Origin of the sequence: Neolewinella maritima (genome assembly GCF_923081025.1) — a bacterium.
Lineage (GTDB): Bacteria > Bacteroidota > Bacteroidia > Chitinophagales > Saprospiraceae > Neolewinella > Neolewinella maritima.
Genome location: NZ_CAKLPZ010000001.1, coordinates 1,066,101 through 1,085,209, shown reverse-complemented (window position 1 = coordinate 1,085,209; position 19,109 = coordinate 1,066,101). Strand labels below are relative to the sequence as shown.

Below are 19,109 nucleotides of genomic sequence, written 5' to 3'. Positions count from 1 at the left end.
GTGCCACCGGTGTTCGCCGCTGCGCTCGTTCGCTCGCCCTTACTCCGTAGCGAGGAAGCTGGCTTTGTCCGGATAGGTGATCTGCTGCTCTTCCGCTACCCCTTCGTTCAGGCGCCGGACCTCGGCGAGCAGTGCATCTACTTCCTCCTGCAATGCGGCGATCTCTCCACGCAACCGCCGGGCCTCCGCAACCTGACTGTCAGAGGGTTGGCCGGGGAAGCCCGCTACGTTACCGTACAGACTAGTCACTGATTCCCCGAGTTGCTCGCCTTCATTCACGTAGCCGTCTCCGCCCAGGAACACAAGCTGCGATTGAAGCTGTCGGGCCTGCTCGGTCAGCGCGGTATGACCGGATGTATCGGCCTGCTCGGCTACGTGCTCCAGTACGGCGTGTAGGTAGGCGACCTGTTCGGTATCGTCGTACAGCTGCAGCAGCAGTTCGCGATGACTGTTGCGGTCGGCCAGGGAATACGGGCTACCCGGCCGCGGGGCCAGCGTGAAGGCCGTCTCGTAGGTATTCTTTCCCTTAATCAACTTGACCCGATAGGTGCCGGCTTCCAGGCTTGGGCCCGTACGTGCACCCCAGCGAGCCATCCTGTTGTCAGTGGGCGGCGACTTGGGTTTTTCCGTAGTGATGGGTAACGATACGGCATTGAGGCCCGCACTCTTACCCGCCTGCAGCGTACGGATCAGCTGGGTGTCGCGGTAAATCTCCACGTACATCTTGCCGAAGGTGTGCCGCTTGTCGGCGTAGTACAGAATACGCGCGTCGTTACTGGGGTTCTGCCCCACGAAGTGGCCGCTGCCGCCTAGCCGACCCGTCCCGCCGCTCAGGCCGTCATAGAAGTAGGTCGTATCGGTTTGTAAAAAGGTGATCCCGTTGCCCATCAGATCGGGGTAAGTTGCCGGAGGGCCTCCAAGTCATCCAGGATGATCACGCCACGGCCGTGGGTGGCCATCACCAGGTCCCCGTCGCGGGGGTGAATCACCATATCGCGGATCCCGACCGGGGGCACGTTATTGCGAAACGGTGCCCAGCTAGCGCCGCCGTCCAGGCTGATGTACAGTCCGAACTCCGTACCGAGAAAGAGTAGGTCGGGGTTCACCAGATCCTGACGTACACTGAGGGCATAGCCTGAGAGCGATTCATCCGTGAGACGCGTCCACTGCTGGCCGCCATCGTCCGTCCGGTAGAGGTAGGGGGTCTGGTCGCCCGTCCGGTGGGCATCGAAGGTGACCAGCGCCGAGAGGGGGTCGTGCGGACTGGGCTCCACAAAGGTGACCCAGGCACCGGCGGGCAGCTCCGGATCGCTGGGGTTGACCAGGGTCCAGCTGGCCCCGCCGTCCCGGGTGAGTTGCAGGTTGCCGTCGTCGGTGCCTACCCAGACGATAGCATCATCCAGGGGGCTTTCCGCGACGCTGTAGATCGTCGTGTAGTTCTCGGCACCGGAGTTATCGATACTCAGTCCACCACTGATATACTGCTTCTGGTAGCTGCTGTCGTTGGTGGTCAGGTCGGGACTGATGCGTTCCCAGCTGTCACCGTCATCACTGGAGCGGTACAGGTACTGACTGGCGAAGTACAGCCGCTCGCCATCCTGACTGAGGTGGATGGGGGCGTTCCAGTTGTAGCGCAGCTCGTCGGTGTCGGCGGTGCGGTAGGGGGTGATGGTCTTGGACTGGCCCGTGCGCTCGTCCCAGCGTCTGAATGTACCGCCCTGGTACTCGCTGAATACGATATGGGGTTTGGCGGGATGGCGGAAGCTGTAGAATCCGTCGCCGCCGAGGGTGACGGTCCAGTCGCTGTTGGTGATACCGCCGGAGCTCTGGCTGGGACCGTACCAGCTGCCATTATCCTGTAGTCCGCCGTAGACGCGGTAGGGCTCCGCGTTATCGACGCTCACGTGGTAGAACTGACTGAGCGGCAGGTTATTCCACATGCGGAAGGTATAGCCGCGGTCGGTGCTTTCGTACACGCCGCCGTCAGTGCCCACCAGGATGTGCTTACCGTCGGTGGGGTCGATCCAGATATCGTGGAAGTCGGAGTGCACGTGGCCCGGCATATCCCGCCAGAGCTCACCGGCGGTCTCCGTGATGATGCCGGTCAGGCCGCACTTGGCTACGATGCTGTCGTTGGAGGGATCTACGGTCAAACTGGCAAAGTAAAAGGGGCGGATCTGGTTGTTGAAGCTGCGGTCCACCAGTTTCCAGGTATCGCCGCCGTCGGCACTGCGGTACATGCCCTTGGTTTCCTTCGTGCCCGTTTCTATGGTAGCGTAGACGACCTCGCTATTGCTGGGCGCCACGGCTACCCCGATACGGCCCAGCGTCTCCTGGGGTAGCCCCTCAGTGAGTTTGTCCCAGTTCGCTCCGCCGTCCTGCGTACGGTATAGTCCGGAGGTACCCTTATAGCCCGAGTCGAAGCTATAGGGCGTGCGCCGATGACTCCACATCGCTACGAAGAGCACGTCCGGTTGCTGCGGATCGAGGCTGATACTGGCGGCCCCCGTGCTCTGGTCCAGGTAGAGCACCTTGGTCCAGCTCGCTCCCCCGTCAGTAGTCTTGAACACGCCGCGCTGGGTTCCATCGCTCCAGAGCGGTCCCATGGCTGCTACGTAGGCGACGTCGGGATTTTCGGGGTGCACGACGATGCCGCTGATGCGCTCCGTGCTGTCTAATCCGACGGACTGCCAGCGCCGCCCCCCATCGCTGCTGCGGTACACGCCCGTTCCCACGCTGACACTATTACGCACCCAGGCCTCCCCGGTACCTGCATAGACCACCTTCGGATCGCTGGGCGCAAGAGCTAGTGCACCGATACTCTGACTGTAGTCGTCGAATATCGGTGTCACGGTATTCCCACCGTCGGTCGTTTTCCAGATGCCGCCGCCACCGGCGCCTACGTAGACCGTATTGGCATCGTCTGGGTGGACGACCAGGCAGCTTACCCGTCCGCTCATGGCAGCCGGGCCGATCTGGCGGGCGCGCAGGTCACCGAACATGGACGTGCTGGTGGTGAAGTCCTGAGCGGACAGGCCAAAGGTCACGGCCAGTGCCGCGAGGAGGGAACAAAAACGTTGCATAGTGGGATGCGCTAACGTGAGGAGCGGGGTCGCCATACCGGATAAATCCTGCACCTGCGACCCCGCCCTAAAAAATAGATGAGTGTACGTGTATGGTGGCGGCTTACTTCAGGATGAACATGCTGTCCTGTACCTCGGGATTGATCTTCACCTCGGTGAAGGTCATCTGCATGAGGGTCTGTCCGTTCGCCTTTTGCTCCATGTACATGGGTATCATGAGGTCCTCCACTTCCTGGTAGTCACTCATGTAGCTCTCTACGATCATGCCCTTCATCTGGCCGCCCTGACTGACCTGCTCGGCCATGATGGGTACCATGGTCTCGGTGTCGAAGTAGTAGGTACGGTCGTAGCCCTCGTCGTTGGTGACCTTCACGCCGTAGGTGGGGGTGCCCTCGATCTCCTTGCCTTCGACGGCCGTGAGGGTGAAGCCACGCGCTTCGCTGTCAATAAACTCGCTCAGGAAGGGGCTATTGGCCAGATCGGCGGCCTCCTCCTCGCTCATCTGCTTGGGCTCGGTGATGCCCTGCATGGGAAAGAGGATGTAGCCCGTGGTGCCGTCGTAGGTCTGCGTCATGGGGCTACCCTGGATGTCTAGGCTGAGGCGCATTTTGTCTCCCTCGGCGGTGGTGATGGTCATGGGGAACTCCATGCCGCCCATCCCGGCCGTGCCCTGCATGGTGGTGGCTTTGACGGCTAGCCAGGCGTCTTTGCCGCCGATCATTTCGATGTAGGCGTCGCCGATCTCGCGGGGGCTGGGCGTGACCGCATCCTGCGCCAGCAGGGCAACACTCATGAAGAGGAGCGTGAAGAGGGTAGTCAATCGTTTCATAGGGTGGATTGTTGTGTCGTCAAATATAAGACGGGCGGGGCCGCGGGTGCGCCGTTTTTCGATGAATGCGGGCTAGCGGGGGATCAAATGCGCCACATCGTGCAGGCCGTGCCGGCCTGACCTGACAAAGTTTCCGCACCGTCGCCTTGGTCCTACATTTGCCCCCCAATGGCGTGCTAAAACGATTTTTGAAGATGAGCAAGAAGAACCCCGAACAACCCATCGTCGACGATGAGATGCTGAACCATAGCGATGCCGCCCCCGAGGACCAGGTACTCGAACAGGACCTGAAGACCGACGGTGATCTGCAGCAGGAGCTGCCCGATACCGTTGATATGGAGGAGCTGCAGCAGCGCCTCCAGGAAAAGGAAGACCGCTACCTGCGCCTGTATGCCGAGTTTGACAACTACAAGCGGCGGACCCAGCGCGAGCGGCTCGAAATGATGGATACCGCCGGCAGCAAGACCATGAAGGCCCTGCTACCCGTACTGGACGATTTCGACCGGGCCGCCCAGCTCGCCACCGAGGATGAAGCCACGGCCGAAATATGGAACAACGGGATCGGACTGGTCCAGAAGAAGTTGCTAGCGGCCCTATCCTCCCAGGGGCTCAAAGCCATGGACAGCACCGGAAAGGACTTCAACGCCGACCTGTACGAGGCGGTCACCGAGATCCCCTCCCCCGACATGGCGGGCAAAGTAGTGGACACCATCGAACGCGGATACACCCTCAACGGCCGCATCATTCGCCACGCCAAAGTGGTGGTAGGTAAGTAGCCCACGCGCTCCCCTACCCTAATACATTAAGCAATAGCCCGATGGCCAGAGATTATTACGAGGTACTCGGCGTGCCCAAAAACGCCGATTCCGATGCCCTAAAAAAGGCCTACCGCAAGCTGGCCATGAAGTACCACCCTGACCGCAACCCGGATAACACGGTCGCGGAGGAGAAATTCAAGGAAGCGGCCGAGGCTTACGATGTCCTCAACGATGGGGACAAACGGGCTCGCTACGACCGCTTCGGCCACGCCGGCGTGAACGGCCAGAGCGGATTCGGCGGCGGCGGCCCCGGTGGTATGACGATGGAGGATATCATGTCCCAATTTGGCGACATGTTCGGCGACGGCGGCGGTGGCGGCGGCTTCGGCTCTTTCTTCGGCGGTGCGGCGGGCGGCGGCTCCCGCCGGCAGCCCCGGGGCGAGCGCGGCTCCAATCTGCGCATCAAGGTCCCCCTGGAGCTGGAAGAGATCGCCGAGGGCGTAGCCAAGCGCATCAAGGTCAAGCGGCAGCGCGAGTGCGAAGTCTGTGACGGCAGTGGTGCTAAGGATGCCGAGAGCGTCGAGACCTGCCGTACCTGTGGCGGTGCCGGCGTCGTACGCCAGGTACGCTCCACCTTCATCGGACAGATGGCCACCACGGCCACCTGCCCGACCTGCTCGGGCACCGGCACGCAGATCAAGGCGACCTGCAACAACTGTAAAGGCGACGGCCGCGTGTACGGCGAAGACACCATCGAGGTCAATATTCCCGCGGGTGTAGAAGAAGGTATGCAGCTCAGTATGCGCGGCAAGGGCAATGCCGGCCGCCGCGGCGGACCTCCCGGCGATCTGCTGATCAACATTCAGGAGAAGCCGCACGAGGAACTCCAGCGCGACGGACAGAAGCTGATCTACGATCTCTACCTCAACTTCGCCGATGCCGCCCTGGGCACCTCCGTAGAAGTACCCACCATCGGTAGCAAGGTGAAGATCAAGGTGCCGGCCGGTACGCAGTCGGGCAAGATCTTCCGCCTGCGCGGTAAGGGTCTGCCCGCCCTGCAGAGCCACGGCCGCGGCGATCAGCTCATCCACGTCAATATCTGGACACCCAAGAAGCTCAGTCGCGAAGAGACCGAGCTACTCGAACGCATGCGCGACATGGAGAACTTCGACCCCAAGCTCGAAAAGGGCGATAAGGGCTTCTTCGAACGCATGAAGGAGTACTTCACGTGAACCCCTGGCGTAGCGGCTTAGCCCTCGTGCTCTGCATGCTCTGTGTAGCGTGTGGACCGGATATCGTCTATGAGGACTCCTCCGCACTACCCGCTACTGGTTGGCCCTACGGTGATAGCCTTACCTATACCTTCCCGGTTACGGATACGAGCAGTCGCTACGACCTGGTCCTCACCGTCGAGCACACCGAAGACTTCGCCTTCCAGAACTTCTACGTGCGATTGAACACTCAGTTACCGGGTGGCACCCAGCGGATTCAGCCGCTGTCGCTGCAGCTGGCGGATAACTTTGGAGAATGGTACGGAGACTGTAGCGGTGGTAACTGCACGACCGAAATCGCCCTACAGGAAGGTACACGCTTTACGGAGCTAGGGGAGCACCGACTAGTGGTCACCCAATTTTCTCGCGAGGAGATACTACCGGAGGTTACCGGTATGGGCTTTCGTATCGTGCGGCACTAGTACCCAGCGAATAGCACCTCGGCCCTAGCCCAGGTAACTCCGCAGCAGATTCTTGTTCCGGCTACGCCGTAGCCGTCGGATGGCGCGTTCCTTGATCTGCCGTACCCGCTCGCGGGTGAGGTCGAAGCGGTCGCCGATCTCTTCCAGGTTGAGCTGCTCTTCCCCGTCTAGTCCGAAGTAGGCGGCCAGTACGGCGCGCTCGCGGGGGGCCAGCAGGTTCAGGTTGGCGGCTACCTCCTTGCTGAGGCTCTCTCCCATCACCTTGAGGTCGGGATTAGAGTTTTCGTCGTTGGCCAAGGTATCCAGCATGGTGATGTCGGAGTCGTCTCCGGCCACGGGGGCATCGAAGCTCAAATGGCGCATACGGCCTCGCATGGCACGCTCAACGTCGGCTACGCTGATCTGTAGTACTTCGGCGAGTTCCTCCGGTTCCGGGTCGCGCTCGAACTGCTGCTGAAAGCTGGCGATGGCCTGCGTCACTTTGGTATAGCCGGCCGATTTGTTATTGGGCATGCGCACCAGTCGGCTGTACTCGACGATGGCCTGCATGATGCTCTGGCGGATCCACCAGACGGCGTAGGAGATGAACTTGAAGCCCCGCGTCTCGTCGAACCGCTTGGCGGCCTTGATGAGTCCTACGTTGCCTTCGTTGATCAGGTCGGACAGGCTCAGGCCCTGGTTCTGGTACTGCTTGGCCACAGAGACTACGAAGCGCAGGTTGGCCTTGGTGAGTCGTTCGAGGGCCAGCTGATCGCCGTCGCGGATGCGGGCGGCGAGTTCGGCTTCGTCTTCGGGCGTCAACAGGTCGATCTTACCGATATCGGTGAGATACTTTTCCAGGGCGATACTCTCGCGGCTGGTGATTTTATTACTGATCTTTAGCTGACGCATTCTGACTTACCTTTTCAAGGGCTGGGTTTTATGCCCCCGGCACACTCCGGAGGGGGTTACACGAATTAGAGTCCTAATATAGAACAACTTTAGGCGCTACCCTACTATAATGCGTATACCCTACCTAAAAGTTACTATGGGCCGGTATATTCCGCTTACTAGCACCGTCGATGCCCTAACTTTCCAATACGTCCGTCCGTTGTATCGGCACCCCATCCCCGAATTAGCCCGTACACTATGGCCAGCAAACTGTACAGTATTTTTTCCCTGAAGTGTCCGACCTGCCACCGGGGAGAGCTTTTCCCTACGCCCTCTTTCTCCTTCAGCCGGCCCTTCGATCAGTACACCCACTGTCCGGCCTGCGGGCAGACCTACTTTCCCGAGCCCGGCTTCTACTACGGCTCGATGTTCATCTCCTACATCGGCTCGGGCTTCTTCTGCCTGGGCATCGTCATGTTCTTCCGCTGGATCCTGGACTGGTCCATGATCGGCTCCTTCATCGCCCTGCTGGTCATTGTGGGTGTCTTGTTCGTCTGGTGGTTCCGCGTGGCCCGTTCGGTCTGGCTCGGCATGGTCTACGGCTTTAAGCCAGACGTAGCTGCCGCCGTCGACGCAGGCACTCTGCACATCCCCCCTCCCGAAACGTCCAACCGCACCTAAGCCATGGCCAAGAAAAACTACGCCCCCAAGCAGCCCGTCAGCCAGGACAATCCCTTTGCCGCCCTCTCCCGGCTCACGGATCTCCCCCCTCCCCCCAAGAACCTCCCCGATCAGTCCAACACCGAGGGCGGGGACGCAGGTGCAACTATGCATGACGCCCTCCGGGTGCAGGTAGACCGCAAATACCGCCGCGGCAAAGCCGCCACCCTGGTCACCGGCTTCACCGGCCCCGACGATGTCCTCCAGGCCCTCGGCAAATCCCTCAAAGTACAGTGCGGCGTAGGCGGCTCGGTCAAGGACGGCACCATCATCATCCAGGGCGATCAGCGTGAGCGGGTCATCGAGCTGTTATTAGCCGAAGGCTACGTAAACACTAAGCGTAGCGGGGGGTAGGTCGCCTTCGGCTTGTTAGATCGCCTTCGGCTCGTTAGACCCTTCGGGGTAGATCGCTTCGCTGGTTAGACCCTTCGGGGGTAGACCGCTAAAGCGGGTAGACGGTACGAGGCAGGCCGTCTACCCGCGTAGCGGTCTACCCCGCCGAAGGTGGTCTACCCGCGACAGCGGTCTAACGAGCCGAAGGCGATCTACCCGCGAAGCGGTCTAATAAGCGCAGCGACCCTACCCTTTGAAGCTAGACTTGAGTCCCACAGTGAGGTTGAAGACCGGGCGGTCGGTGGTGCTGTCCGGGTCGACGGTGAAGTAGCCCTGGCGGAGGAACTGGAAGCTCTCCCCTACCCCGGCGGAGGCTAGCGCCTGCTCACCCTTGGCGGTGACTACGGTGAGGCTGTTGGGATTGATGAACTCCAGGAAGTCCCGGTCGGGATGGTCCATGGGGGTGGGATCGGTGAAGAGGGGCTCGTACAGGCGGACCTCCAGATCGGTGGCGGTGGCAGCATCCACCCAGTGGAGGGTGCCCTTTGCCTTGACGCCGCTGGTGTCTTCGCCGGAGCGGGAGTCGGGGTAGTATGTGCAGTTGATCTGAGTGACGTTGCCCGCTTCGTCCTCCTCGTGGCCTTCGCAGTGGATGATGTAGGCGCTCTTCAGGCGGACGTCCTTGCCCGGGGCCAGGCGGTAGTACTTGCGGTTCTGGGGTTCCTTGCGGAAGTCACTGCGCTCGACGTACAGTTCGCGGCTGAAGGGCAGGGCGCGGGTGCCGCGGCTCTCGTCTTCGGGGTTGTTTTCGGTATCCAATTGCTCGGTTTGTCCGTCCGGGTAGTTGGTGATGACGAGCTTGACCGGATCGAGGACGGCCATGTAGCGGTCGGCATCACGGTTCATGACCTCGCGGACTTTGAACTCCAGTAGGTCGAGCGTCTGCTGGTTGTCGCGGCGGGTGACGCCGGTGTCGATGCAGAAGTTGCGAATGGCCTCCGCGGGGAAGCCCTTGCGGCGCAGACCGGCCAGGGTGCTCATGCGGGGATCGTCCCAGCCGTCGACCACGCCTTCTTCGATCAGGAGTTTCAGCTTGCGCTTGGAGGTAATGAAGTAGTCGACGTTCATGCGGGCAAACTCGATCTGCCGGCTGGGAAAGATCTCCAGCGCCTCGATGAGCCAGTTGTAGAGATCGCGGTGGTGGCGGAACTCCAGACTACAGAGCGAGTGAGTGATCTGCTCGATCGAGTCACTCTGCCCGTGGGCGAAGTCGTATAGGGGGTAGATGCACCAGGTGTCGCCCGTGCGGTGGTGGGCTTCGTGCTTGATGCGGTACAGGACCGGGTCGCGCAGGAGTAGGTTGGGGTGAGCCATATCGATTTTGGCCCGGAGCACCTTCGATCCGTCCGTAAACTCCCCGGCCTTCATGCCTTCGAACAGGCGGCGGTTCTCCGCCGGACTGCGGTCCCGAAACGGACTATTAGTACCCGGCACGCCAATATCCCCCTTCTGGGCTTCGATCTCGGCGGCGGTGGAATCATCTACGTAAGCCAGTCCCTTATCAATCAGCCGCAGGGCCAGTTGGTACAGCTCGTCGAAGTAGTCGGAGGCGTAGCGGGTGTCTCCCACCCAGGTGTAGCCTAGCCACTTGATGTCGTTCTGGATGTTGTCGACGAACTGCGTCTCCTCGGTGCTGGGATTGGTATCGTCCATCCGCAGATTGGTCGTGCCCCCGAATTTCTTGGCGATCTCGAAGTTGATGACGACCGCCTTGGCGTGACCGATATGGAGGTAGCCATTGGGCTCGGGCGGGAAGCGGGTATGGATACGACCGCCGTGCTTGCCGTTCGCGAGGTCTTCTGCGATGAGTTCCTCGATGAAGTTATCGCTGGTCTTGGGGGGGGTGGACATGGGCTACGTGCTGTGGACCGGCAAAGGTAGGTCAGCCCAATGGTACGTAGCACCCTGCTGCGGGGATTGGTTCACCAGCTCAGGCAGCATGGAAAGCAACGAAATGCGAAGTACGCGACCACGCCCCGGCAGGATGCCGGGAACCACTAGTGCTGCCAGCCATCCCGTTCCAGCTTGGTGTATTTCTTCTCTACTGCCGCCCGGAGTTCTTCCTGGTAAGCTTCCATGCGTTCGCGGATCGCTACATCCTGTGCCCCCAGGATACGCGCGGCCAGCAGACCGGCATTCTTACCTCCATCCAGTGCAACCGTAGCCACCGGTATGCCCCCCGGCATCTGTAGGATCGACAGCACCGAATCCCAGCCGTCGATGCTGTTGCGACTCTTAATGGGTACCCCGATCACAGGCAACGGGCATAGGCTGGCCACCATCCCGGGCAAATGCGCCGCTCCGCCCGCTCCCGCGATGATCACCTGCACCCCGCGCGCCGCCGCCCCCCGGGCATACGTGTAGAGCCGCTCCGGCGTGCGGTGGGCCGATACCACGGTCACCTCGATCGCAATGCCAAAGTCCGTCAGCACCTCCGCCGCCGGACGCATAATGGGCAAATCGGAGTCAGACCCCATAATGATGGATACCATAGACTGCTTTATTTCTGCGTAAGGTAGAGCGCGCTGCGCGCTTGGATCGCCTACGGCGGGTTAGATCGCTTCGCTCGGTAGACCGCTAACGCGGGTAGACCACCTTCGGTGGAGTAGACCGCTACGCGGGTAGACAGCCTGCCTCGTACGGTCTACCCGCTTTAGCGGTCTACCCCCCGAAGGGTCTAACGAGCCGACAGGCGATCTAACGAGCGAAGCGATCTAATTAACCCTCCCAGCTTCTTCTTCGAGGCCGGATTTGCGTTCGCGGCTCTTGATGCCCTGCTTGCCAAAGGTGTAGGTGAGACTGAGGCCGATGCGGCGGCTATCCCAGTTGCCGTTGCCTTGGCTGACGAGGCCGGCAAACTCGCTGCGGCCGCGCCAGCCGGTGGTGTAGAGGATGTCGTTGGCGCTGAGCTTGACGTTGAGCTGATCGTTGAGGAACTTGCGCTGCAGACCCAGGTTGAGGGAGCCGTTGTCCTGGTACTCGAATACGCCGCCCCAGACGCCGGGACCGGAGTAGTAGCCACTGACCTCGCCGGTGAGGCCCCAGGGGAGCTTGAAGGTGTTTTGTACGAATGCGTTGTAGGTGAAGGCCTGGAGGTCGATGGTGACGCCGTCGCCGTAGTCGGCCTGGTTGTCGAGGTGACTGGCCGAGGCGTTGACGTACAGGTTCCACCAGGGGCTGACGGTGACCGGTGCGCTGACGTTGAAGCTGATGACGCGCTGACTGGCCAGATTGTCCCAGGAAATGAAGCTGGCGCGGGGGTCGTCCCGATCCGGACCGATGAGGCGGGTAATCTGGTTAGCGGTCTCGCTGTAGCCCAGCTTGAAGTTGTAGCGGTAGGCCAGGGTGTAGCCCAGCTCGATGTTGTCTACGATCTCGGGGTTGAGGAAGGGGTTACCGCGCTCGTAGCTCAGTTGGCTAAGCTGGATGCGGAAGGGGTTGAGGACGTTGTAGTCGGGCCGGTTGATGCGGCGGCCGTAGTTCAGGGATAGGCTATTGCCCTTCTCGGCATCGAGCTGGTAGGTAATGCCGGCACTGGGGAAGAAGCTCAGGTAGTTGAGTTCGACGGGGGGCTCGCGCAGGTCTTCCTCGAAGGCGCGGAGGTCGCCGGTGGCGTCGGTAAGCTCGCTGCGTACGCCTAGGGAGTAGCTGACCGCTTCGCTGAGCTGACCGCTGTAATTGAGGTAGGCGGCGTAGACGTTTTCGGTGTAGTCGAAGCGGTTGCTCCGCGATGTACTCAGCACCTGCGTGCCCGCCAGAATATCGTAAAAGAGGAAGGCGTTTTCGGTGGCGACCCGGCTCACCTTGAGACCGGTGCCGAACTGACCGCCGGCCAGGGGTTGCTCGTAGTCGGCCTTGGCGGTGTAGATGTCGATGTCGGTGGGGGTATCGAAGAAGTTGATGGTCTCGCTGAGGGCCTCGCCGCCGGGGGAGAAGTAGCGGTTGGGCTGATCGAGCAGGGAGGCGTTGCGGAAGCGGCCGTAGTCGAGGTCTACCGTCAGACTGCGCGCCTCGTCCATGCGGTACTGGTAGTTCAGGTTGTAGGTCTGCTGATTGCGGTCCCGATCGGCCAGGTTATTCGCCCGCAGGATGCTATCGGGCTGCACGGCGGTAGGGCTACCGTATACGATGACCTGGTTGCGGGTGGTTGCGTCAATGTCGCTGAACCGGCCGTTGACCAGGAAGCCCAGGGTGTGTTTGTCGGATAGGAAGACGTCGGTGCCGAAGCGGAAGGAGGGGGTATTGTTATCCGTGTAGAAGGAGTTGGTTTCCCGCAGGCGCAGACCGTTCTGGATGCCGGTGAAGGCGAAGGCATTCCAGAATTGAGAGGTGTAGTGGTTCAGGGAGCCGAAGGTATTGAAGCGCTTGTTGCGGTAGTTGCCGCTGAGTCCCGAGCTGAGTCGGCTGTACCTGCCCTGACTGAAGGTGCTCGTAGCCGTTCCGTTGGCCCCCTCATTCTCCGATTTTTTGAGGCGGATGTCGATGATACCGGCATTGCCCTCGGCCTCGTATTTGGCGCCCGGGTTGGTGATGATATCGATGCGGTCAATTTGCTCGGCGGTGAGGTTGCGCAGGTAATTGCTCAGGTCGGTGCCGGACAGGGGCAGGCGTTTACCGTCAACGTATACGAGCACGCCGGAGCGGCCCAGTACATTGATGTTGTCATTGTTGTCGACGTTGACGCCGGGGGCCTTGCGGAGCAGGTCCAGCCCGTCATTACCGACCGCGTTGATCGTACCCTCTACATTGAACACCGTGCGGTCCGGCTTTACCTCCACCAGGGCGCGTTGGGCAGTTACGGTCGCTTCGGCTAGCTCGATGCTGGCGGGGGCCATGCGGAGTACACCCAGGTCCAGATCCTGGAATATGTCCAGCAGGCGGGTCAGATCCGGCGCACCGAGGTAGGTTATGACCAGCCGGTAGCTGCCGCCGGCTACCCCCTGCATGCGGAAAAGACCGGCTTCGTCGGTGGTCTCTACCTTGACGAGACTCGAGTCCGAGGCGGCATACAGGGCCACGTTCGCAAAGGCTACGGCCTCGGATTCGGCATCCTGTACCTGGCCGACTACGCTGAATGCGACCCGATCCGGCAACGGACTAGCGATGGCATAGCCAGAAAAGAAGGATAAACAAAGTGCGAGCGTAAAGAGTGAATGTTTCATGCTGGTGTCGGTAAGTCCACTGGAATACCGCGAAACTCCACCCTTAGCGGTCATTCACCACTTATTTTTCGGCAAACTGCACGTTATGACAGACTATCGCCCAGCCGCCGGCAAAAAGAAGCGTAGACCGACCGTGCCCTGTAGGCGGCGTTGTGGCTGGTTATTGGTCCAGCTGTCTCTTAGGCGCTTGGTGGTCCCCCGCTGATATACCCCGGAGAGGTCGAGCGCGAGCTGTGGAGAAAGGATGTACGATAGCCCCGCTCCCGCCCGCCAGGGCAGTGCCCGGAGCTTGGGACCATCGACTAGGACAGCGCGCATACCGGTGTGATTGCGCTGCTGCAGGTAGCTCAGCCCGACCTCCGCGTAGGGCAGCAGGCGACCGCGCTGTAGCACATAGTACCGCGCCGTCAGGCCTGCATCAAGGGCATACGAGTCGAACGCTGCGGCGTAATGGAAGCGGTAGCGGGAATCGCTCCGGTAAGTCCTATAGTCGAAGGTCACGGCAGCTTCCAGCAGGAGGCCGTCGAGAATAAAGTACCCTAGCTGGGGCGACAATCGAACCTGAAGTTCCGCTGCTACATCATCCCCGCTCTTGTTGCGGCCATAGGCCACGGAACCTAGCCGGCCGGACGTAGTGAAGGTGCCACGGCGCAGGGGAGCGGTGGCCGGACTATCCTGGAGCTGTCCGGTGAGCACGTTGAGCCCCAGGGTAAGGTTAGTAAAGTTGATCCCCCAGGCATTGGCGTCATAGTTCAGGTTGGCCGTCCCGAGAATTCCCGGCGCCAGGGGGAGTTCGGCACCCAGTCCGAGGTGAAAGTCTGTTTCGTAGCGGTCTCCGGCGCCAAAGCTGATGGTGCCAAAGCCCAGCTCACCGAATACGGCCAAAGAGCGACGGGAGCTACCGTCCAGTATATAGTAGCGCACGAAGGGCTTTAGGCTCAGCCGGTTGCTCTCGTTCGTAACGTAATAATCTCGGGCGATCGTCCGCAGGTAATCCAGCCGCGTACCTACCAGGAGCCGGTTGCTGAGAAAGTAACCGCTACGAAAGGACGTGGCCGACAGATTGCTGCGCCCGTACAGTTCGGCAGTGGGCGAATACACAGATGTTTGGGTGCCGGTAACGTGCTGCCCCGCCACGGCCGTATTGCCGCTGAGGTACCAGTTGCCCTTCCTGGTCTGACCGCACAGGCCAATACTGATTAATAAACAGATAAGTAGGATTAGGTGCTTCATTATACTAGATATGAGATATATCCAATAAGACGAAGAGCGACGTAGTAACGTTGCCTGCGGCTTGGTAGATCGCTTCGCTCGTTAGATCGCCTGTCGGCTCGTTAGACCCTTCGGGGTAGACCGCTTACGCGGGTAGAGCGCCTGCCTCATACTGTCTACCCGCTTTAGCGGTCTACCCCCCGAAGGGGTCTAACGAGCGAAGCGATCTAATCTGCCGAAGGCAGTCTAATTAACCCGCCCAGCCGCCTCGTCCAGCCCCGTATCACGGCGGCGACTATTAACCTTCTGATTACCGAAGATATAGCTCATACTGAGGGCTACACGCCGGCTATCGCGGAATACATCGCCGCGTACGAGCAGACCGCCAAAATCACTGCCCCCGCGTATGACGAGGTTGCGAAACAGGTCGTTACCACTGAGCTTCACGTTGAGCTGCTTGTTCAGAAAGCGGCGCTGCAGACCGATGTTTACGTAGCCCAGGTCGTCATATTCGAAGATACCCTGCGAAATTCCCGCGCTGATGTAGCGGCCGGTGAGCTCGGCGGTGAGGGCCCAGGGCAGGGAAAAGGTATTCTGCACCAAGCCGCTGTAGTTATACTGCTGCACGTCGACTACGGCCTGGGGCCCGAAGATTCCCTGTTCGGCGTAGTCGGCCTGGTTGTCGATGTAGCGGGCGGTCACCGAGACGTAGATGTTCCACCAGTCGGTCAGCTCTACCGGGGCACTGCCGCTAAAGGAGTAGATCGACTGCCTGTTCAGGTTGTCGTAGGTAGCAAAGCCGGCCTGGGGGTTGAACTGGTCGGGACTGAACAGCCGCGCGATGGCCGCCTGGGTGTGGCTGTAGGCCAGCTGGAAGTTGTAGCGCTGGGCGATGGTGTAGCCCAATTGGAGGTTGTTGACGATCTCCGGACCCAGGGTAGGATTGCCCGCCTCGTAGCTCAGCTCGTTGAGCTGTACGCGGAAGGGGTTGAGCACGTTGTAGTCGGGCCGATTGATGCGGCGGCCGTAGCGCAGACTCAGCGTCTGCTTATCGCTGAGCTGGTAGATCAGTCCGGCGTTGGGGAACAGACTGAGGTAGTTGGAGTCGATCGGGGTGGTGATCGCATTGTCGGACCGCTCCAGTAGCCGGCCCTCTGCCTCCGTGGCTTCCAGGCGGAGTCCTAAGCTGTAGGTGAGCCGTTCGCTGACACTGCCGGAGTAGGTGAGGTAGGCGGCATAGACCGTTTCGTCGTATGAAAATTCGTTGCTGCGGTCGGCCCGAAACTGGCGCACCTCGGATAGCCCGTCGTAGGCCGAGAAGGTATTGTCGGTCATAACGCGGGTATACTTCGCACCTGCGCTCGCGGCACCTTGTCCTAATGGGAAATCGTAGTCTAGCCGAGCGGTATAGATGTCGATGTCGGTGGGGGTCTCGAAGTAGGCGTCGGCTACGCTCAGGAGCTGGCCGTCGGGGGTGATATAGCGGTTGGGCTGGTCGAGCACGTCGGCGTTGCGGAAGCGGCCGTAGTCGACGTCTACGTTCAGGTTATGGCCGGCCGCGATGGCGAAGTTGTAGTTGAGGTTGAGGGCGTTCTGGGTGTGGTCACCGCGACCGTCTACCCCACCGATCAGGATGCTGTCGGCAACGCCCTTGGGCGGAGTGGCGCCGATCCCGAAAGACGAGTCGGCGTAGATGCGTGTCTGGTTGATGACGTCGCGTTCGCCAGACTGGTACTGCCCGCTGTAGAGCCCGCCCAGCGTGTGGCGCTTGCCGAGGTAGAGGTCCAGGCCCAGGCGGGCCGAGGGGGTGCGCAGGCGGGGCTGACTGTACTGCTCGTCCAGCAACAGAAAGCCGTTCTGGGTGCTGCGAAAGTCGTTGTCGGTATAACTGTCTGAAGAGGTATAGCCCAGGTTACCGAACAGGTTGAAGCGGCGGTTGCGGTAGTTGGCCCCGGCGTTGAGGGCATAGATCGCGTAGCGTCCCTGACTGCCCGAGGCGGTGAGGGTGCTGTTGATGCCTTCGTTCTCCGCTTTTTTGAGGCGGATATCGATGATACCGGCATTACCCTCGGCCTCGTATTTGGCGCCGGGACTGCTGATGATATCGATGCGGTCGATCTGCTCGGCGGTGAGGGTGCGCAGGTAATTGCTCAGGTCGGTACCGCGCAGGGGCAGGCGGCGGCCGTCGACGTAGATGATCACGCCCGAGCGACTCAGTACGCTGATGTTGTCGTTGTTGTCCAGCGTGACGCCGGGGGCCATAGCCAGCAGACTCAGCGCGTCGTTGCCGGCGGAGTTGATGGTGCCCTGTACATTAAATATCGTGCGGTCGGGTTTTACTTCTACCAGGGCACGGGTGGCCGTCACGGTGGCACCCTTGAGGTCGATACCTGCGGGGGCCAGGGACAGGATACCGAGGTCGAGCGGTCCGTGCACCTCCACGGCCCGGCGGCGTAGCGAGGGTGCCCCGATGTAGCTCACGACGAGGTCGTAGGTATCGGAGGCGAGGTTGACAAGGCGGAAACTGCCGTCGTCGGCCGTGGTCTCCACCTTGATCAGGCTGGAGTCAGCGGTGGTGTAGACGGCTACGTTGGCGAAGGCTACGGCGGTGCCGCTGTCGTCTTGCACCAGGCCCGTCAGGGTATGCTGGGCGCGAACGCAGGTGCAGAGTAAGCATAGGAAAGCTAGGCTAAGCGAAAATCTCATATGGGTAGGTGCAAACACGGGGTTAAGGTCCCCGACGAAGATACACCAGCATCCCCTACAGTGGGTAGTCCTTACCTTACCAAAATGGATTTATACGCGCTGCGCAACTATTGCCTGGCTAAGTCTGCCGTCACCGAGGAACTCCCCTTCGGCCCCGAAACGCTGGCGTTCAAAGTGGGGGGCAAGCTCTTCGCACTTACGGGACTCGAGCAGCCCGACCTGAGCGTCAACCTGAAGTGCGATCCCGAGCGGGCGCAGCAACTGCGCGAGCGCTATCCGGACACTATCATCCCCGGTTACCACATGAATAAGCGGCACTGGAATACGGTGTATCTACACGACGGTATACTCTCCGACCAGCAGCTGGAGGAGCTGATCGATCATAGCTACGCACTAGTAGTGGCGGGCATGAGCCGGAAGGTGCGCGAGCTACACGGACTATGAATAGACCGGTGCGTGCAGTACTTCCTTGGCCGTACGCGGGTTAGCCGCCCCCTGGTGCAGGTGATCGGGCAGTGCCCGCAGCTTGGCGAGGTTATAGAAGGCGAAGCCCGACTTCGATACGATCGGTAGAATGATAAACAGCACGGAAGTGAGGGTGGGGTTGAATACAGCAAGTCCCGGCGAGCCCAGCGCCCATACCAAGGGGTACAGCAGCCACTGCACGCTCAGGTAGACCGCCGAGGCCTTGTAGGCCGCCGTAAGCTCCGGTCCCTGGATCTTGGCTTTCGCGTACAGTTCCTTCCACATCAACCGGAACACGACCAGCAGGGCAACGCAGCCGGCGATGTACCAGAACCAGCGGTTTTCGGTCGCAGACAGGTCAGCGATCAGGCCGGTGAGGATCATGATGATCTGTGAGCCCAGGAGTCCGGCCGTGATGGAGCCTTCGAGTTTGAGGGTGTACTTGCCGGTCAGTACCAGCGAGAGCAGCAGCAGCGGAGTGGAGACCACCCAATCGAGGTAACGGGCAAAGTAGACGGTCTCGCCGCCCACCGCTACGGTCCCCTGTCCGAGCGCCAGGGCCGAGTAAGCCAGGCCGGACCAGATCACCACGAAGGCATGGATCATGTATTTGTACTGAGGCACCCCCTTGGGGTTGCGGGCCATGACCAAAATGGCGACGGCGCTCAGGGCCATTACGGCTACGTAGCCCCAGTGTAGTAGTACGTCGGTAGTGTCCAATGGAATGCAGTTTAGCTACTGCGGCTAACCCACTGGTTTACCGGGATGTTTGGTGGTGTACGGTCTGCCCTACCCCATCGCCGCGGCGCCCGCTTCGGCCACTGCGTGATCGTCTTCGACCGTGCTGCCCGATACACCGACCGCACCGATCACTTCATCGCCCTGCTTCAGTACGACGCCGCCGGGGAAGGTGATGAGTCCGCCGTTGCTGTGCTCGATGTTGTACAGTGACGCGCCGGGCTGTACCAGGGGTCCCATGACCTTGGTATCCATCGTGAACCAGGCGGCGGTACGGGCTTTCTTGTGGGCGATATCGACCGAGCCGATCCAGGCGCCGTCCATGCGGGCGAAGGCCACCAGGTTGCTGCCGCTGTCGACGACACAGATGTTCATCTTGGTATCGATGGCGGCGGCTTTCTTCTGGGCGGCCTGGAGGATGCGTTGGGCTTGTTCTAGGGTGACGTTCATAGTGAGGGGGTTGGTTTTTGGTAAAGTAGG

General features: G+C 60.7%; 17 protein-coding genes. 6 read left to right on the top strand and 11 right to left on the bottom strand.

Going from position 1 to position 19,109, the window contains the following annotated elements; genetic code table 11:
• Nucleotides 1-39: 39 nt before the first annotated feature.
• The 3 genes from MJQ68_RS04385 to MJQ68_RS04375 all read right to left on the bottom strand — a co-directional run bounded on the left by MJQ68_RS04385 (nt 40) and on the right by MJQ68_RS04375 (nt 3,912).
• Complete coding sequence (locus tag MJQ68_RS04385) at nt 40-888, bottom strand: hypothetical protein (RefSeq protein WP_238749768.1); 849 nt, start codon at nt 886-888, stop codon at nt 40-42.
• Nucleotides 888-3,083 carry a WD40/YVTN/BNR-like repeat-containing protein gene (locus MJQ68_RS04380; RefSeq protein WP_238749767.1) on the bottom strand — a complete coding sequence of 732 codons (2,196 nt, stop codon included), beginning with the start codon at nt 3,081-3,083 and terminating at the stop codon, nt 888-890. Before MJQ68_RS04380 ends, MJQ68_RS04385 begins: the two co-directional genes overlap by 1 nt.
• Before the next feature lie 103 nt (nt 3,084-3,186).
• Complete coding sequence (locus MJQ68_RS04375) at nt 3,187-3,912, bottom strand: LolA-like protein (protein WP_238749765.1); 726 nt, start codon at nt 3,910-3,912, stop codon at nt 3,187-3,189.
• 194 nt (nt 3,913-4,106) lie between these two features.
• Between MJQ68_RS04375 and MJQ68_RS04370 the strand changes: the two genes are divergently transcribed.
• The 3 genes from MJQ68_RS04370 to MJQ68_RS04360 are packed head-to-tail and all read left to right on the top strand — an operon-like array spanning nt 4,107 to nt 6,363.
• A complete protein-coding gene (locus tag MJQ68_RS04370; protein WP_238749763.1) occupies nt 4,107-4,688 on the top strand; it encodes a nucleotide exchange factor GrpE in 582 nt (193 codons plus the stop codon).
• A 41-nt stretch (nt 4,689-4,729) separates the two neighbouring features.
• Complete coding sequence (dnaJ, locus tag MJQ68_RS04365; RefSeq protein WP_238749761.1) at nt 4,730-5,902, top strand: molecular chaperone DnaJ; 1,173 nt, start codon at nt 4,730-4,732, stop codon at nt 5,900-5,902.
• Between the two features lie 35 nt (nt 5,903-5,937).
• Nucleotides 5,938-6,363 carry a gliding motility lipoprotein GldH gene (locus tag MJQ68_RS04360; protein WP_238749760.1) on the top strand — a complete coding sequence of 142 codons (426 nt, stop codon included), beginning with the start codon at nt 5,938-5,940 and terminating at the stop codon, nt 6,361-6,363.
• 24 nt (nt 6,364-6,387) lie between these two features.
• On the opposite strand, the gene MJQ68_RS04355 is transcribed toward MJQ68_RS04360, so the two are convergent.
• The gene (locus MJQ68_RS04355) at nt 6,388-7,254 is read right to left on the bottom strand and encodes a sigma-70 family RNA polymerase sigma factor (RefSeq protein WP_238749759.1); all 867 of its coding nucleotides are present in this window, start codon (nt 7,252-7,254) and stop codon (nt 6,388-6,390) included.
• 237 nt (nt 7,255-7,491) lie between these two features.
• On the opposite strand from MJQ68_RS04355, the gene MJQ68_RS04350 reads away from it, so the two are divergent.
• Entirely contained in the window at nt 7,492-7,914 is a 423-nt protein-coding gene (locus tag MJQ68_RS04350) for a DUF983 domain-containing protein (protein WP_238749758.1), read from the top strand.
• Between the two features lie 3 nt (nt 7,915-7,917).
• Nucleotides 7,918-8,307 (top strand): translation initiation factor, encoded by a 390-nt coding sequence (locus tag MJQ68_RS04345; protein WP_238749757.1) that lies wholly within the window; start codon nt 7,918-7,920, stop codon nt 8,305-8,307.
• Nucleotides 8,308-8,532: 225 nt separating this feature from the next.
• Here MJQ68_RS04345 and MJQ68_RS04340 read toward each other — a convergent pair whose 3' ends face one another.
• From MJQ68_RS04340 to MJQ68_RS04320, 5 genes are all read right to left on the bottom strand, one after another.
• Complete coding sequence (locus MJQ68_RS04340) at nt 8,533-10,197, bottom strand: glutamine--tRNA ligase/YqeY domain fusion protein (RefSeq protein WP_238749756.1); 1,665 nt, start codon at nt 10,195-10,197, stop codon at nt 8,533-8,535.
• A gap of 146 nt (nt 10,198-10,343) precedes the next feature.
• Complete coding sequence (purE, locus tag MJQ68_RS04335; protein ID WP_238749755.1) at nt 10,344-10,838, bottom strand: 5-(carboxyamino)imidazole ribonucleotide mutase; 495 nt, start codon at nt 10,836-10,838, stop codon at nt 10,344-10,346.
• Nucleotides 10,839-11,060: 222 nt separating this feature from the next.
• Nucleotides 11,061-13,508, bottom strand: coding sequence for an outer membrane beta-barrel protein (locus MJQ68_RS04330; protein WP_238749754.1), 2,448 nt, complete (start codon nt 13,506-13,508; stop codon nt 11,061-11,063).
• Nucleotides 13,509-13,601: 93 nt separating this feature from the next.
• Entirely contained in the window at nt 13,602-14,741 is a 1,140-nt protein-coding gene (locus MJQ68_RS04325) for a porin family protein (protein ID WP_238749753.1), read from the bottom strand.
• 225 nt (nt 14,742-14,966) lie between these two features.
• The gene (locus MJQ68_RS04320; protein ID WP_238749752.1) at nt 14,967-17,426 is read right to left on the bottom strand and encodes a TonB-dependent receptor domain-containing protein; all 2,460 of its coding nucleotides are present in this window, start codon (nt 17,424-17,426) and stop codon (nt 14,967-14,969) included.
• Nucleotides 17,427-17,510: 84 nt separating this feature from the next.
• Here MJQ68_RS04320 and MJQ68_RS04315 point away from each other — a divergent pair, with 84 nt between their 5' ends.
• Entirely contained in the window at nt 17,511-17,870 is a 360-nt protein-coding gene (locus tag MJQ68_RS04315; protein WP_238749751.1) for an MmcQ/YjbR family DNA-binding protein, read from the top strand.
• On the opposite strand, the gene MJQ68_RS04310 is transcribed toward MJQ68_RS04315, so the two are convergent.
• Nucleotides 17,865-18,611 carry a bacteriorhodopsin gene (locus MJQ68_RS04310; RefSeq protein WP_238749750.1) on the bottom strand — a complete coding sequence of 249 codons (747 nt, stop codon included), beginning with the start codon at nt 18,609-18,611 and terminating at the stop codon, nt 17,865-17,867. The two genes, MJQ68_RS04315 and MJQ68_RS04310, sit on opposite strands and share 6 nt — an antisense overlap.
• Nucleotides 18,612-18,680: 69 nt before the next feature.
• Entirely contained in the window at nt 18,681-19,079 is a 399-nt protein-coding gene (locus MJQ68_RS04305; protein ID WP_238749749.1) for a GlcG/HbpS family heme-binding protein, read from the bottom strand.
• Between the last annotated feature and the right edge of the window lie 30 nt (nt 19,080-19,109).

Bases quoted from the DNA above. Each gene is read 5' to 3' on its own strand.
- MJQ68_RS04385 (WP_238749768.1), bottom strand. From the start codon at position 888: ATGGGCAACGGGATCACCTTTTTACAAACCGATACGACCTACTTCTAT.
- MJQ68_RS04380 (WP_238749767.1), bottom strand. From the start codon at position 3,083: ATGCAACGTTTTTGTTCCCTCCTCGCGGCACTGGCCGTGACCTTTGGC.
- MJQ68_RS04375 (WP_238749765.1), bottom strand. From the start codon at position 3,912: ATGAAACGATTGACTACCCTCTTCACGCTCCTCTTCATGAGTGTTGCC.
- MJQ68_RS04370 (WP_238749763.1), top strand. From the start codon at position 4,107: ATGAGCAAGAAGAACCCCGAACAACCCATCGTCGACGATGAGATGCTG.
- dnaJ (WP_238749761.1), top strand. From the start codon at position 4,730: ATGGCCAGAGATTATTACGAGGTACTCGGCGTGCCCAAAAACGCCGAT.
- MJQ68_RS04360 (WP_238749760.1), top strand. From the start codon at position 5,938: ATGCTCTGTGTAGCGTGTGGACCGGATATCGTCTATGAGGACTCCTCC.
- MJQ68_RS04355 (WP_238749759.1), bottom strand. From the start codon at position 7,254: ATGCGTCAGCTAAAGATCAGTAATAAAATCACCAGCCGCGAGAGTATC.
- MJQ68_RS04350 (WP_238749758.1), top strand. From the start codon at position 7,492: ATGGCCAGCAAACTGTACAGTATTTTTTCCCTGAAGTGTCCGACCTGC.
- MJQ68_RS04345 (WP_238749757.1), top strand. From the start codon at position 7,918: ATGGCCAAGAAAAACTACGCCCCCAAGCAGCCCGTCAGCCAGGACAAT.
- MJQ68_RS04340 (WP_238749756.1), bottom strand. From the start codon at position 10,197: ATGTCCACCCCCCCCAAGACCAGCGATAACTTCATCGAGGAACTCATC.
- purE (WP_238749755.1), bottom strand. From the start codon at position 10,838: ATGGTATCCATCATTATGGGGTCTGACTCCGATTTGCCCATTATGCGT.
- MJQ68_RS04330 (WP_238749754.1), bottom strand. From the start codon at position 13,508: ATGAAACATTCACTCTTTACGCTCGCACTTTGTTTATCCTTCTTTTCT.
- MJQ68_RS04325 (WP_238749753.1), bottom strand. From the start codon at position 14,741: ATGAAGCACCTAATCCTACTTATCTGTTTATTAATCAGTATTGGCCTG.
- MJQ68_RS04320 (WP_238749752.1), bottom strand. From the start codon at position 17,426: ATGAGATTTTCGCTTAGCCTAGCTTTCCTATGCTTACTCTGCACCTGC.
- MJQ68_RS04315 (WP_238749751.1), top strand. From the start codon at position 17,511: ATGGATTTATACGCGCTGCGCAACTATTGCCTGGCTAAGTCTGCCGTC.
- MJQ68_RS04305 (WP_238749749.1), bottom strand. From the start codon at position 19,079: ATGAACGTCACCCTAGAACAAGCCCAACGCATCCTCCAGGCCGCCCAG.